At 75.7% G+C, this 13,261-nt stretch carries 13 protein-coding genes; 8 read left to right on the forward strand and 5 right to left on the reverse strand.

Going from position 1 to position 13,261, the window contains the following annotated elements; all coding sequences use genetic code 11:
• The first annotated feature begins 74 nt into the window (after positions 1–74).
• Positions 75–242 (forward strand): DUF3117 domain-containing protein, encoded by a 168-nt coding sequence (locus ACYVO2_RS12020; RefSeq protein WP_018381788.1) that lies wholly within the window; start codon positions 75–77, stop codon positions 240–242.
• 179 nt (positions 243–421) lie between these two features.
• On the opposite strand, the gene ACYVO2_RS12025 is transcribed toward ACYVO2_RS12020, so the two are convergent.
• Positions 422–1,126: an O-methyltransferase gene (locus ACYVO2_RS12025; protein WP_461007736.1), complete on the reverse strand. Its 705-nt coding sequence runs from the start codon at positions 1,124–1,126 to the stop codon at positions 422–424.
• A 136-nt stretch (positions 1,127–1,262) separates the two neighbouring features.
• Between ACYVO2_RS12025 and sigE the strand changes: the two genes are divergently transcribed.
• The 5 genes from sigE to ACYVO2_RS12050 all read left to right on the forward strand — a co-directional run bounded on the left by sigE (position 1,263) and on the right by ACYVO2_RS12050 (position 6,550).
• Positions 1,263–2,069, forward strand: a complete 807-nt coding sequence (gene sigE, locus ACYVO2_RS12030) for an RNA polymerase sigma factor SigE (RefSeq protein WP_461007690.1) — start codon at positions 1,263–1,265, stop codon at positions 2,067–2,069.
• Complete coding sequence (locus tag ACYVO2_RS12035) at positions 2,066–3,043, forward strand: anti-sigma factor family protein (RefSeq protein WP_461007691.1); 978 nt, start codon at positions 2,066–2,068, stop codon at positions 3,041–3,043. Before sigE ends, ACYVO2_RS12035 begins: the two co-directional genes overlap by 4 nt.
• 129 nt (positions 3,044–3,172) lie before the next feature.
• A complete protein-coding gene (locus ACYVO2_RS12040; protein WP_461007692.1) occupies positions 3,173–5,053 on the forward strand; it encodes a S1C family serine protease in 1,881 nt (626 codons plus the stop codon).
• A gap of 104 nt (positions 5,054–5,157) precedes the next feature.
• A complete protein-coding gene (locus tag ACYVO2_RS12045; protein WP_461007693.1) occupies positions 5,158–5,631 on the forward strand; it encodes a sec-independent translocase in 474 nt (157 codons plus the stop codon).
• Positions 5,632–5,902: 271 nt separating this feature from the next.
• Entirely contained in the window at positions 5,903–6,550 is a 648-nt protein-coding gene (locus ACYVO2_RS12050) for a hypothetical protein (protein ID WP_461007694.1), read from the forward strand.
• A gap of 458 nt (positions 6,551–7,008) precedes the next feature.
• Here ACYVO2_RS12050 and ACYVO2_RS12055 read toward each other — a convergent pair whose 3' ends face one another.
• The 3 genes from ACYVO2_RS12055 to ACYVO2_RS12065 form a co-directional block, all read right to left on the reverse strand.
• The gene (locus ACYVO2_RS12055) at positions 7,009–8,169 is read right to left on the reverse strand and encodes an Mrp/NBP35 family ATP-binding protein (RefSeq protein WP_461007695.1); all 1,161 of its coding nucleotides are present in this window, start codon (positions 8,167–8,169) and stop codon (positions 7,009–7,011) included.
• 259 nt (positions 8,170–8,428) lie between these two features.
• Positions 8,429–9,046: a DUF1003 domain-containing protein gene (locus ACYVO2_RS12060; RefSeq protein ID WP_461007696.1), complete on the reverse strand. Its 618-nt coding sequence runs from the start codon at positions 9,044–9,046 to the stop codon at positions 8,429–8,431.
• Positions 9,036–10,367 (reverse strand): magnesium transporter MgtE N-terminal domain-containing protein, encoded by a 1,332-nt coding sequence (locus ACYVO2_RS12065; protein ID WP_461007697.1) that lies wholly within the window; start codon positions 10,365–10,367, stop codon positions 9,036–9,038. Before ACYVO2_RS12065 ends, ACYVO2_RS12060 begins: the two co-directional genes overlap by 11 nt.
• Positions 10,368–10,699: 332 nt before the next feature.
• Here ACYVO2_RS12065 and ACYVO2_RS12070 point away from each other — a divergent pair, with 332 nt between their 5' ends.
• Positions 10,700–11,476 carry a hypothetical protein gene (locus ACYVO2_RS12070; RefSeq protein WP_461007737.1) on the forward strand — a complete coding sequence of 259 codons (777 nt, stop codon included), beginning with the start codon at positions 10,700–10,702 and terminating at the stop codon, positions 11,474–11,476.
• Between the two features lie 37 nt (positions 11,477–11,513).
• Here ACYVO2_RS12070 and ACYVO2_RS12075 read toward each other — a convergent pair whose 3' ends face one another.
• Positions 11,514–12,029 (reverse strand): hypothetical protein, encoded by a 516-nt coding sequence (locus ACYVO2_RS12075; protein WP_461007698.1) that lies wholly within the window; start codon positions 12,027–12,029, stop codon positions 11,514–11,516.
• Positions 12,030–12,275: 246 nt separating this feature from the next.
• On the opposite strand from ACYVO2_RS12075, the gene ACYVO2_RS12080 reads away from it, so the two are divergent.
• Positions 12,276–13,241, forward strand: coding sequence for a DMT family transporter (locus tag ACYVO2_RS12080; protein ID WP_461007699.1), 966 nt, complete (start codon positions 12,276–12,278; stop codon positions 13,239–13,241).
• Positions 13,242–13,261 lie beyond the last annotated feature (20 nt).

The raw sequence follows: 13,261 nt of genomic DNA on the forward strand, positions 1-13,261 counted from the left end.
AACCAATGTGTTCGAGTCCGGTCGTGATCATGCCTCCGGGCGGCGATGAGCTGGTTTCAGGAAGGGGAACGAGCATGGCGGCCATGAAGCCGCGGACGGGTGATGGCCCGCTCGAGGTCACCAAGGAGGGGCGGGGCATCGTCATGCGCGTTCCGCTCGAGGGCGGCGGGCGGCTCGTCGTCGAACTGTCGGCGGACGAGGCCGACGCGCTCGGTGAGGCGCTGAAGAAGGCCTGCGGCTGAGCCGCGCGCGGCGCCCCGCGACCCCACGCGAAACCCCGGTGAGGCCCCCTGACGAGGGGGACACCGGGGTTTGGTCTTCTCCGGGGCCGGTGCGCGGGGGTCGGGGGCGGCGACGCGGCCCCGCCCGGCGGGCCCTGCTTCTGTCCCCCGACCGTTCCCGCCCCGGCGTCCCTGGCCGGTCAGTCCCGCTTCACCGCGCACAGCAGGCCGTCGCCCGTCGGCAGGAGGGCGGGCACCAGGGCGTCGCTCTCGTGGATGGCCAGCACCAGCTCCCGCAGGGCCTTCAGGTCGGGGCCGTGGTGGGCGGCGTCCAGGGCGCGGCCCTCCGCGAAGACGCCCTCGAAGCACACCAGCCCCGCCGGTCGCAGCAGCCGCAACGATTCCGCCAGGTACTCCGGGTACTCGCTGCGGTCGCCGTCGCAGAAGACGAGGTCGTACCCGCCGTCCGCGAGCCGCGGCAGCACCTCCAGCGCCCGGCCCGGGATGAAGCGGGCCCGGTTGGCGGCGAAGCCCGACGCGGCGAACGCCTGCTTGGCGAGCTGCTGCCGGTCCGGCTCGGTGTCCACGGTGGTCAGCACGCCGTCCGGGCGCATCCCGTGCAGCAGGTGGATCCCCGACACCCCGAAACCGGTACCGATCTCCGCGACGGCCTTGGCGTCCACGGCGGCGGCGAGCAGACGCAGGGCCGCGCCCGTGCCGGGGGAGACCGCCCGTATGCCTGCCTCCCTGGCACGGCTGCGGGCGATGGCCAGCGCGTCGATCTCCTCGACGTACCCCTCGGCGAACGCCCAGCTCGCCTGCCGGTTGCGGGTAATGGCCCTCTCCTGTCGCTTCCGTGGTGGATGGTGCCGCCGAGGGCGGCGGCCCCTGCCCGGCGACTGTATCGACTATGGCGGGAACCCGTGGGGGCGACCGGGCGTTGACGCAGGTGGGGCCGGGGACGGGGCCCCGCGTCCAGTGAGTTCGGCGGGCCCGGCGGACGGCCGGGTCTTTTATCCGGAGCTAACGGGTGAGGCGGATATGGTAGGGGCTCTACTTGAGACCAGAGCCGAAAGGCTCGGAGCCCACAGGGGAGGTGCGGCTGCGAAGGGTGACCTCGAGGCGGCGCTGCTCCTCGACTGGTCGGCCGTCGAGCCGAGATCCGTGAACGACACCGCTGACGGTCCCCGCGACCACGAAGCCACCGGCCGGTCGGCCGGGGCGCCCGCCCTGGCGACCTTCGACACCGACGCCGCTGCCCAGGGCTGGACGCCGCCCTCGTGGGAGGAGATCGTCAGCACGCACAGCGCGCGGGTGTACCGCCTGGCCTACCGCCTGACCGGCAACCAGCACGACGCCGAGGACCTCACGCAGGAGGTCTTCGTGCGAGTGTTCCGCTCGCTGTCCACCTACACGCCCGGCACCTTCGAGGGCTGGCTGCACCGCATCACCACCAATCTGTTCCTGGACATGGTCCGGCGCCGCCAGCGGATACGTTTCGACGCCCTCGCCGACGACGCCGCCGAGCGGCTGCCCAGCCGCGAGCCGTCCCCGGCCCAGCACTTCCACGACAGCCACTTCGACGCGGACGTGCAGCAGGCCCTGGACACCCTCGCGCCCGAGTTCCGCGCCGCGGTCGTGCTGTGCGACATCGAGGGCCTGTCCTACGAGGAGATAGCCGCCACCCTCGGGGTGAAGCTGGGCACCGTGCGCAGCCGCATCCACCGCGGCCGCTCCCACCTGCGGGCCGCGTTGCGGCACCGCGCCCCGGCCTCGCGCGAGTCCGAGTCCGACCTGGCCGCCGCGGGCGCGGAAGCCGGTGAGGCCACTCGGCGGGGAAGATCGTGAGCGGTAGGGGAGCCGGCGCGTGGAAGGATTCCCCGTCCGGGCCGCCGGCGCGCCGTGCGGCGGGGCTCGGCAGGGCCGCCGCCCCGCTGCCCGAGCCCGCCCCCACGCCGGCCGAGCAGCACCTCGGTGACCGGCTCGCCGCCCTGGTGGACGGCGAGCTCGGGCACGACGCCCGGGAGCGGGTGCTGGCCCACCTGGCCACCTGTGACGAGTGCCGGCGCGAGGCCGACGAGCAGCGCCGGGTGAAGGAGACGCTGACCGCGGCGGCCACCGCGGCGCCCGGCCCCTCGGCCGGGCTGCTGGCGCGCCTCCAGGCCCTGCCCGGCGTCGACCGGGACGGGGGGGACGGCCCCGGGCCCTTCGGCACCGACCCGTTCCCCGGCCTCGGCATGCTCGCCGGGCGGTCCCCGCTGGACCCGCCGGAGCGGTCGCCGCTCGGCCCGGCCCCGCTGCCCGGCCTGGAGCGGCAGGGCCTGGAGCGGCAGGGCACGGGCTTCCGGATCCACGAGTTCGCCAAGGCCGCGCGCCCGGCCGCGCCGGCCGCCACCCGCGCCGTCGCGCACCGGGGGCGGCGCCTCGCCTTCGCCGCCGCGGGCGCGTTCTCCATGGCCGCGGTGGCGCTCGGCGGCGCCCTGTCGGTGGAGGAGGCCCCGCAGGCGGGCCGGGAGGAACCGGGCAGCTCCGTGGCCCCGATGGCGGGCACCGGCCAGGAGATCCTGCTGCCGGGCCGCCACGGCGGGGGGAACGGGCTGCTCCAGGTGTCCGAGAGCGGCCCGCCGCTGCTGGTGGACGCCATGGCCACCGTGTCGTACCTGCCGGCGCGCAAGACCGGTCGGCTGCTGCTGCCGAGCGGCAGGCCGCTGCCCACGGCGACCCCGCCGTCGGCGGGCCCCCCGTCGGTCGGCCCCTCCGCCGCGACCCCGTTCGTACAGCGGACGCCGACACTGGCCGCGGAGCCGAACCAGGTGCCGTAGCCGGTGCCTGCGGTCGTGCCGCCCTCCGGGCTGCCTTATGCGCCGCGCCCGCGGGCTGGTTGAATCCGTCAGGGGTTCGACAGGTGCCCGCGGGCCGCGGGCGCGGTTGAGTGCAGCAGGGGAGCGGACATGTTCGAGGGGAAGGCCGCGCGGCCGAAGTGGTGGAGCCGGCCGGAAGGCGCGGGGGCGCCCGGCGCCGCGTCCTGGACCGGATCCCACGACGACCCGCCGCCCGCGGCGCCGGGGAGCGCGGAGCCGGTGACCCCGGTCGCCGCGGGCGAGCCCTGGTCCGACGGGCCGCCGCGGGACGGGGCGGCGCAGCCCCCGGCCCCGGGCGAGCCCCCCACCGCGGAGCCGGCCGCCGCCGAGGACGCCGCCGCGGGGCGGCCCGGCCCGGCGGAGCCGGCCACGCCAGGGGACCCGGCCCCGGAGCAGCCCGCGGAGGAGCGGCCCTCCACCGAGCTGCCCACCACCGAGCTGCCCGCCGCCCGGCCGGAGGACGCCCGCGCGGAGGACGCCCACCCGGAGGGCGTCCAGCCCGAGGACGCCCGGCCCGGCGCGGGCACCGGCGCCCCGTACCCGTCCTCGCCCGGTGACACCGTCCCGCGCTTCCGCCCCGACCCGTACGGCACCCCGCCCTACGGCGGCCCCGGCCCGTGGGCGCCCGCGCCCCCCGTGCAACGCCCCACGCTGCACACCCACCCCCAGCTCGCCCTGCCGCCCCAAGGCCCGCCGCCCCACCAGCCCCAGCCCCACCAGACCCCGCCCCACCCGGCCCCGCGGCCCGCGGGCGCCCGGCCAGCCGGCCCCCCGCCCGCGGGCCCCGCGCCCGCCGGGCCCCCGCTGCCGTACGCCCCCTGGCAGCGCCCCGCCCTGTGGGCGCAGGCCACCAGGCCCGCGCCCGCCAAGCGGCGCCGCGGCCCGCGGCTGGCCGCCGCCGCGGTGCTCATCGCCCTCGTCGCCGGGATCGCCGGCGGCGGCATCGGCGCGCTCGCGGCGGACGACGACGGCGGGTCCGACGTGGAGTTCGCCCAGGCCCCGCCGGACGCGGTCGCCGAGCGGGCCCCGGACAGCGTCGCCGGGATCGCCTCCGCCACCCTGCCCGGCGTCGTCTACATCCATGTGCGCGGCGACGGCCGGGAGAGCACCGGCACCGGCTTCGTCCTCGACACCTCCGGCCACATCCTCACCAACAACCACGTGGTGGAGTCCGCCGAGGACGGCGGCGAGGTGGACGTCACCTTCAACGACGGCGAGGTCGCGGACGCCCGCATAGTCGGCGGCGACTCCGGCTACGACCTGGCGGTGCTGAAGGTGGACGGGGTGACCGACCTCCACCCGCTGCGGCTCGGCGACTCCGACGCGGTGCAGGTCGGCGACCCGGTGGTGGCCATCGGCGCGCCGTACGACCTGGAGGGCACGGTCACCTCGGGGATCATCAGCGCCAAGGACCGCCCGATCACCGCGGGCGGCGAGGAGGGCAGCGACATCTCCTACGTCAACGCCCTCCAGACCGACGCCCCGATCAACCCCGGCAACTCCGGCGGCCCCCTGGTCAACACCAAGGGCCAGGTCATCGGCATCAACAGCGCCATCCGCTCCGCCGACACCGGCTTCGGCCCGGACGGCCAGGGCGGCAGCATCGGCCTGGGCTTCGCCATACCGGTGAACCAGGGCAAGCGGGTCGCCGAGGAGCTCATCAACACCGGCCACGCCACCCACCCGATCATCGGCGTGCAGCTCGACACCCGCTACCGGGGCGAAGGAGCCCGGGTCTCCGACGAATCCGCGGACGCCGAGCCGGTCACCCCGGGCGGCCCCGCCGCCAGGGCGGGCATCGAGCCCGGCGACGTGATCACCGAGGTGGACGGGGAGCCGATCCGCGCCGGGGAGGAACTGATCGTCCGGATCCGCAGCCGCGAACCGGGCGACACCATGGACCTGACCGTGGTCCGCGACGGCCGGGAACGGCAGGTGCGCGTCACCCTGGGCAGTGCCACGGGGGACTGACCGGGGCCCGGCCCTGCGGTTACTGTTGTTGCCGGTACGTCTCCGATCCGCCGTCGCGTACCCGACCGGGTCCGACTTTCGCCAGCACGCCAAGGAGCTGCACGGTGTTCTTCGACATAGGGCCCCTCGAGCTGCTCGCGCTCGTGATCATCGGTGTGCTCGTCTTCGGCCCGGACAAACTGCCGAAGGTGATCCAGGACGTCTCCCGCTTCATACGGAAGATCCGCGAGTTCTCCGACAGCGCCAAGGAGGACATCCGCAAGGAGCTGGGGCCCGAGTTCAAGGACTTCGAGTTCGAGGACCTCAACCCCCGCACCTTCATCCGCAAGAACCTGCTGGACAACGACGACCTGGGGCTGAAGGAGATCCGCAACGGATTCGACTTCACCGACCTCAAGGAGGACCTGTCCCTGGCCTCCGACCGGTCCGAGTCGGGCACCCGGCCCAGCCTGACCAAGGGCGGCTCCGCCACCTCCGCGGGCGGCGCCGCCGGATCGGGCGGCGCGGCCCCCGACCTGGCCAAGCGCGACCGCCTGGAACCCGACGAGCGCCCGCCCTTCGACGCCGACGCGACCTGAGGCAGCGCCCCGCGGCGGGGCGGACGGCGGCGGCCACCCGGCGCGGGGCCGCCGCCGCGCACCGCTCCGGGCGCCGCCTGCCGCCCTCCCGCCGCCGCGTCCCACGGGACCCGTCCTGACGGGGAACGCGTGCGCGGTCGCTATCCTCCGATTGTCCCCGGCTGCCCGGATGTCCACTGCTCGGGGAGCAAGGTGGTCCAGGATGGGCAGGATGGGACGGTCGGCTCGTTCGACGCCGACGCGAATCGGTTACCGAGGAGGCGCCACTCACATGGAGACCGCGAGTCGTGCGGGGTCACATTCCACTCCCCTGGAGGCGGAGGGGACTTCGGACGAGCCCCGTCTCGACGGCTACCTCATGGCGGCGTTCCCCTGGTACGGCCTTGACGAGACCTACCAGGGGCGCCGCTGGCTGATGCGGGTCGGCCGGAACGCGGACGGCACCGTGGAGCACGGCTCCGTCGGCCACGGCGACGAGCCCACCAGGCACCTGGAGGCCTACGACACCAGACGCTTCGCCGTCGTCGTGACCGTGGCGCGCCGCCCGGTGCGCCGCAGCGCCGACGGCACCGGGATGCTGGAGGCCACCTCAGTGTCCTCCGCCGCCTGGCTCGCCGGGTCCGGGCTGCTGTCGTGCACCTGGCCCGCCCAGATGGACCGCTCCCTGCGGCAGGACTGGATGGAGCAGCAGACCGCGATCGCCTGGGAGCTCGCCGACGACGTCGGCGGCCAGGGCTGGTCGAAGCTCACCCTGCCGGTGGACGGGGAGCCCACGTCGTTCCACTACCGGGAATCCGAGTACGGCTGGGTGCTGGCGGGCGACGCGGGCACCGTCCACCTGGGCGCGTACGGGCGCGGCATGAGCGCGTACAGCCTGGGCTTCTCCGTCGTCAAGGACATCACCACCTACCGCCACTGACACCCGCACGGGCACCCGGCGGCCCGGCCCCCCGCCCGGGCCCACCGGCGACGGACACATGGGCGGGCGCACCCCGAGGCCCCCGGCCGGCCCACTCCGGGTCCGGGCCCTGGCTGGAGGCGGCGCCCCCGAGGTCGCGGCTGGAGGTCAACCCCACAGGCCCCCGGCTGGAGGGCCGCACCCCGAGGCCCCGGGCCGGCCGCATCCCGAGGCCCGGCCCGTGTCCGTGCACCCGGACTGAGGCCGACCATTCACGGGCCCACCCCGGGCCCCGGCCGGCCCGGCCGCACCCCGAGGCCCCGCCCCGTGTCCGTGCACCCGGACTCAGGCCGACCATTCACGGGCCAACCCCGGACCGGCCCAGCGACCCGGAGCACCCCAGCCCTTGGGGTGGTGGGCGGGGCGACGGGCGGGCGGGCGGGGCGACGGGCGGGCGGGTGGGGCGACGGGCGGGCGGGCTAGAACTTGTTGCGAGGAGTGAGGCCCAGGGACATGCCTGACAGGCCGCGGGCGCGGCCGCCCAGCTTGCCCGCGATGGAGCGCAGCGCGGAGCCCGCGGGGGAGGCCGGGTCGGTCAGCACCACGGGCCGTCCCTCGTCGCCGCCCTCGCGCAGCCGCACGTCGATCGGGATGGCGCCGAGCACCGGCACGTTGGTGCCGGTCGTCCTGGTCAGGCCCTCGGCGACCCGCTGCCCGCCGCCGGTGCCGAACACGTCCACCATCTCCCCGCAGTGCGGGCACGGCATGCCGGACATGTTCTCCACCACGCCGACGATCTTCTGGTGGGTCTGCACCGCGATGCTGCCCGCCCGCTCGGCGACCTCCGCCGCCGCCTGCTGCGGGGTGGTCACCACCAGGATCTCCGCGTTGGGCACCAACTGCGCCACCGAGATCGCGATGTCACCTGTGCCCGGCGGCAGGTCGAGCAGCAGCACGTCCAGGTCGCCCCAGAACACGTCGGCGAGGAACTGCTGGAGCGCGCGGTGCAGCATCGGGCCCCGCCACACCACCGGCGTGTTGCCCGGCGTGAACATCCCGATGGAGATCACCTTCACGCCGTTCGCGGACGGCGGCATGATCATGTTCTCGACCTGGGTGGGCAGGCCGTCCACGCCCAGCATGCGCGGCACGGAGTGGCCGTAGATGTCGGCGTCCACCACGCCCACCTTCAGCCCGTCCGCGGCCATCGCCGCCGCCAGGTTCACCGTCACCGACGACTTGCCGACGCCGCCCTTGCCGGAGGCCACGGCGTACACGCGGGTCAGCGAACCCGGCTTGGAGAACGGGATCTCCCGCTCCGCCCGGCCGCCGCGCAGCGAATCCGCCAGCTCCCGGCGCTGCTCGTCGCTCATCACGTCCAGTTCCACGGCGACGGAGGTCACCCCCGGCACCCGCGACACCGCGGCCGTCACGTCCCGGGTGATCGTGTCCCGCAGCGGGCAGCCGGACACCGTCAGGTACACCGCGACCCGCACCGACCCGTCCTGCCCGACCTCCACCGACTTCACCATGCCGAGGTCGGTGATCGGGCGGTGGATCTCGGGATCGTCGACCGTCGCGAGAGCGCCGCGCACCGCCTCGACGGTGGGACCGGACTGCGTGGAAGTGTCGGTGGCCATGCCCTTGATGGTACGCCCGCCCGTCTCCCCACCCACCGCCCCAGGGGCGGGGGTGCGTCGGGTCGGCTCGGCCGGTCCGGGGCGGGTCCTGAACGTTCGGCCCGAGCCGGGGGCCCGGGGCGGCGGGGTCGGCCCTCGGGGTTGCCCTGAGGGGTGGGCCTCCCCGTGAGGTCTCCCCGCGAGGGCCTCGTGCGGGCCTCCCCGTGAGGGCGTCCCCGTGAGGCCCCACCGCCCCAGGGGGCGGGTCCGGTCCGGGGCCCTACTCGTCCCTGTGCCCGTCCCTCCCCGTGTGCCGCTCCCCGTCCGGCTGCCGTTCCGTGTGCCCCCCGCCGTGGCCGTCCTGGCGGGTGAGCTGCTCCTCCAGTTCCTTCACCAGGGCCTGGAGCTCCGAGCGCAGGTAGTCGCGGGTGGCCACCTCGCCGAGGCCCATCCGCAGGGCGGCGATCTCCCGGGTGAGGTACTCGGTGTCGGCGATGGAGCGCTCGTTGCGGGCCCGGTCCTGTTCGAGGTTGACCCGGTCCCGGTCGGCCTGGCGGTTCTGGGCGAGGAGGATGAGCGGGGCGGCGTAGGACGCCTGGAGGGACAGGGCCAGGGTCAGGAAGATGAACGGGTAGTCGTCGAACCTCAGATGCCGGGGCGCGACGATGTTCCACACCACCCAGGCGATGATCACCACCGTCATCCAGGCCAGGAACCGGCCGGTGCCTATGAAGCGGGCGATCCGCTCCGACAGGCGGCCGAAGGCGTCCCGGTCGAAGGTGGGGGGCGTGAGCCAGGGGCGCCTGCGGGCCTTGGGCTGGTCCAGGCGCACCCGCGGCGAGCCGTTCAGCGGCGTGGCGCCGCGCGGTGGCGTCTGGCCGCCGCGGTCACGAGGCATGGTTCGCTCCCTCCCCGGGGCCTGCGGGGGCGGGTGCCCGCGTCCCTCCGGCCAGTTCCGTGCCGCCGTGCAGCGGGGCGGAGCCGCGCCAGTCCTCGGGCAGCAGGTGGTCGAGGACGTCGTCGACGGTGACGGAGCCCAGCAGGTGGCCGTACTCGTCCACGACGGGGGCGGCCACCATGTTGTACGTCGCCAGGTAGCTGGTGACCAGCGGCAGCGGCGTGTCCGGCGGCAGCGGCTGGAGGTCGGCGTCCACCATCGCGCCGAGCAGCGTGAACGGCGGGTCGCGCAGCAGCCGCTGGAAGTGGACCACGCCCAGGTAGCGGCCGGTGGGCGTCTCCGTGGGCGGGCGGCACACGTACACCTGGGCGGCGAGCGCGGGGGACAGGTCGGCGTTGCGGACCCGGGCCAGGGCGTCGGCGACGGTCTGGTCGGGGGCGAGCACGATCGGCTCGGTGGTCATCATGCCGCCCGCGGTGCGCTCCGGGTAGGTCAGCAGGCGCCGCAGCGGCTCGGCCTCGTCCGGCTCCATCAGTCCGAGCAGCCGCTCGGCCTCGGCCTCGGGCAGCTCCGAGAGCAGGTCGGCGGCGTCGTCGGGGTCCATGGCCTCCAGCACGTCCGCGGCCCGCTCGTCGTTGAGCTTGCCGATGATCTCCACCTGGTCGTCCTCGGGCAGCTCCTCGAGCACGTCGGCGAGCCGGTCGTCCTCCAGGGCGGCGGCGACCTCGGCGCGGCGCTTGGCGGACAGGTGGTGCAGCACGTTCGCCAGGTCCGCGGGGCGCAGCTTCTCGAAGGTGGCGAGCAGGTTGGCCGCGCCCTGCCCCTCCTCCGCCAGGGAGAACCCGGTCAGCGCCGACCACTCCACCACCAGCGACTCCCCGCGGCGCCGCAGCTTGGCGCCGCGCGCCCGGCCCCGCTGCACGAACACCTTGTCGATGACCCAGTCCCGGCCCTGCCCGGCCCGGGTCACAGCCACGTCCAGGACGGTGGCCTCCTCGCCGGAGTCCACGAACCGCACCCGGCGGTCCAGCAGTTCGCCCAGGACGAGGGTCTCGGTGGGGCGCTGCTCGAAGCGGCGCATGTTCACCAGGCCCGGGGTGATCACCTGGCCCGACTCCACCCCGGTGACCCGGGTCATCGGCAGGAAGATCCGGCGGCGGCTGACGACCTCCACCACCAGGCCCACCACGCGCGGCGGCAGTTCGCCCATCCGCATCATGGCCACCACGTCGCGGACCCGGCCGACCTGGTCGCCGTTGGGGTCGAAGACGGGCAGGCCGGCCAGGTGGGAGACGAAGACCCGCGGGGTGCCCGTCGGCATGGCAGCGGCCCTCCTCGGTTCCCGTTGACCAGCCCGGCAGCCACCCGGTGCCCGCCGGGTGGCAGGAGTCCCAGGCTAACCGGGCCGGGTGACGGCAGCGCGGCGGGGCCGCCGTTCGGCCGCCGCGCCCCGGTGCGCCGGGGGCGTGCGCGAGGCTTTCCGAACGCTTCACCCGCACCATGTACGCTGCGGTAGCTTCTTGGGCGCCGCCCCGTCGGCAGGCCGCCCGCTCCCCAGGGATCCCCCCACCCCCAGTCCGTAGGAGGCGAAGCGACGTGTTCTCGCGTATCCGGATCCGGGCGCTGGCACTGACCGGCGCGCTGCTCGCCGGGATGCTGGCGGCCGGCTGCGGGGGCGGCGAGGACCCGGACGCGGGCACCAACGGGGTGGGCAAGCTGACGCCGGAGCGGATCGAGGCCAGGACCCGGGCCGCCGCGGAGTCCGCCAAGTCGGTGCGGATGGCCGGGACGGTCGTCAGCAAGGGCACGCGGTTCCGCATCGACATGCGGCTGAGCGAGGACGGCGGCGTCGGCGAGGTCCACCAGGGCGGCAGCACCTTCGAGCTGCTGCGGGTCGGCGACGAGCTGTTCCTCAAGGCCGACGAGGAGTTCTACCGCTCCCGGCGCGAGGACGGCGGCGGGCAGGACGGCGGGCAGGGCGCGCCGCCCGGCGGCTCTGCGGGCTCCTCTGGTTCGTCGGGCTCCTCGGGTTCTTCGGGTTCGTCGGGCTCCTCGGACAGCCCGGACGCGGCGGAGAAGCTCGAGGGCAAGTACGTCAAGGTGCCCAGCGACGACCCGGCGTACGAGCAGCTCAGCCGGTTCACCGACCTGCGGGTGCTGCTGGACGGGTTCTTCGTGCTCGACGGGGAGCTCGACAAGGGCGAGCGCGGCCGGATCGACGGCGTGCCCACCCTGCGGCTGGAGGCCGACGAGGGCAGGGGCGGTGCCGTGGAGGTGTCGTTGCAGGGCACCCCGTACCCGCTGCGCTACACCCGGGCCGGCGGCGGGGGCACCCTGGAACTGAGCGACTACAACATGGACTTCACCCTCAAGGCCCCCGACGAGGAGCACGTCGTGGACTACGGGGAGCTGATCACCGGGACGGGGTAGGCCCGGCCCCCGCGGGCCCGGAGTGCGGGCCCTCGGGTCAGCGCTTCCGCCCCCGCCGGGACAGCAGCCGGGGCAGGCCCGCCGGGGCGGGGCGGCGGGTGGTCGCCGGGGTCGGCAGGGGGGCGGCGGCACCCGAGGAGTCGGGCAGCGCGCCCGGGCCCTCCCGGAGCTCCCCGGTGAACGTCAGGCGCAGCACCCGGGACCCGGCCGCCCAGCGGTCCGGCAGGCCCTCGGCGTCGGTCGCGTTGAGCCGCTTGCCGCGCAGCTCCTCCACGGCGGCCCGCCACGGCTCGCTGCCCGGGGCCAGCTCCGTCACCCGCGCCGGCCAGCTCGCCAGCCGCCCGCCCCGGTCCTTGCTGCGCACCGTCACCCGCGCGGTCGCCCCGTCGGCGAGCCCGTGCAGGGGCTGCTCGCCGCCGTCGCCGACCACGTGCACCGCGCCGTCGTGCCACACGTGCCACAGCGGGCGGGAGCTGCCGTCGGGGACGGTCACCCAGATCAGCGCGGACTTCTTGGCGGACTCCTCCACGAGGGCCTGGTCGAGCGGTGTCATGCCCCGCAGACTACGCCCGCCGGCCGGGCCGCCGCAGGGGCCGGCGGACACCCCGGCGCCCGGCGTGCGGCGGGCCGCGGGACGTGGGATCTTCGCATGTGAGACGACAGGTGCGTGATCCGGTGACACCCCTTACGGTATGGCCGGGCCGAAGCCGCCGCCCCGGCCACCGGGCCCGACGGCGGCACCCCGCCCCGTCCCCCTTCCTGTCCCCCTTCCCGTCCCCCGTAGGCCCCAAGGAGCCCCGTGCCCTCCCCGTCCACTGCCAAGGCCGCCGCGGCCCCCGCCCCGCGGCCCGCGGTCCCGCACCGCCTGCCGCCGCTGGACCTGGGGCTGCTCGCCGTGGCGCTCGCCGCGGTCTCGCTGTCCGCGCCGCTGGTCGCGGCCACCGCGGCGCCCGCGCTCGCCGTCGCCTTCTGGCGCAACGCCATGGCGGTCGGCGCCCTCACCCCCCTGGTGCTGGCCCGGCACCGCGGGGCGCTGCGCGCGATGGGGCGGCGCGAGGTGCTGCTGTCCGTGGCGTCGGGCGGCACGCTCGCCCTGCACTTCGGGCTGTGGCTGCCCAGCCTCCACATGACCTCGGTGGCGTCCTCCACCGCGCTGGTCACCACCACCCCGATCTGGACCACGCTGCTGATGCGGCTCACCGGCCACCGTCCGCCCGCGCTGGTGTGGGCGGGCACGGGCTGCGCGTTCCTCGGGGTGGTCATCCTCACCGGCGTGGACCTGTCCCTCGCCCCGCGCGCCCTGGCCGGGGACGCGCTGGCGCTGGCGGGCGGCATGGCGGCGGCGGGGTACGTGCTGCTGGGGGCGCGGGTGCGGGAGGCCGTCGGGACCGTCCCCTACACCTTCGTGTGCTACAGCACCACGGCCGTGCTGCTGCTGGTGGTGTGCCTGGCCGCGGGCGTGGACCTGGGCGGGTACGACGGCGGCACCTGGCTGAAGCTGGCGCTGCTCACCGCCACCGCGCAGTTGATCGGCCACTCCACCCTCAACCGGGTGGTCTCCACCCTGGGCCCCTCGGTGACCTCCACGGCCATCCTGCTGGAGACCCCGGGCGCCGCGCTGATCGCCGCCCTGTGGCTGGGCCAGACCCCGCCCGCGGCGGCCTACCCGGCGCTCGCGGTCATCCTGGCGGGCCTGGCGCTGGTGGTGCACGCCGACCGCAGGGCCGTGGCGCGGGCCAGGGGCGAGGCGGAGACGGCCGGGTGAGCGCGGGCGGCGGGACGGGC

It is taken from the genome of Streptomyces capparidis (assembly GCF_054782095.1).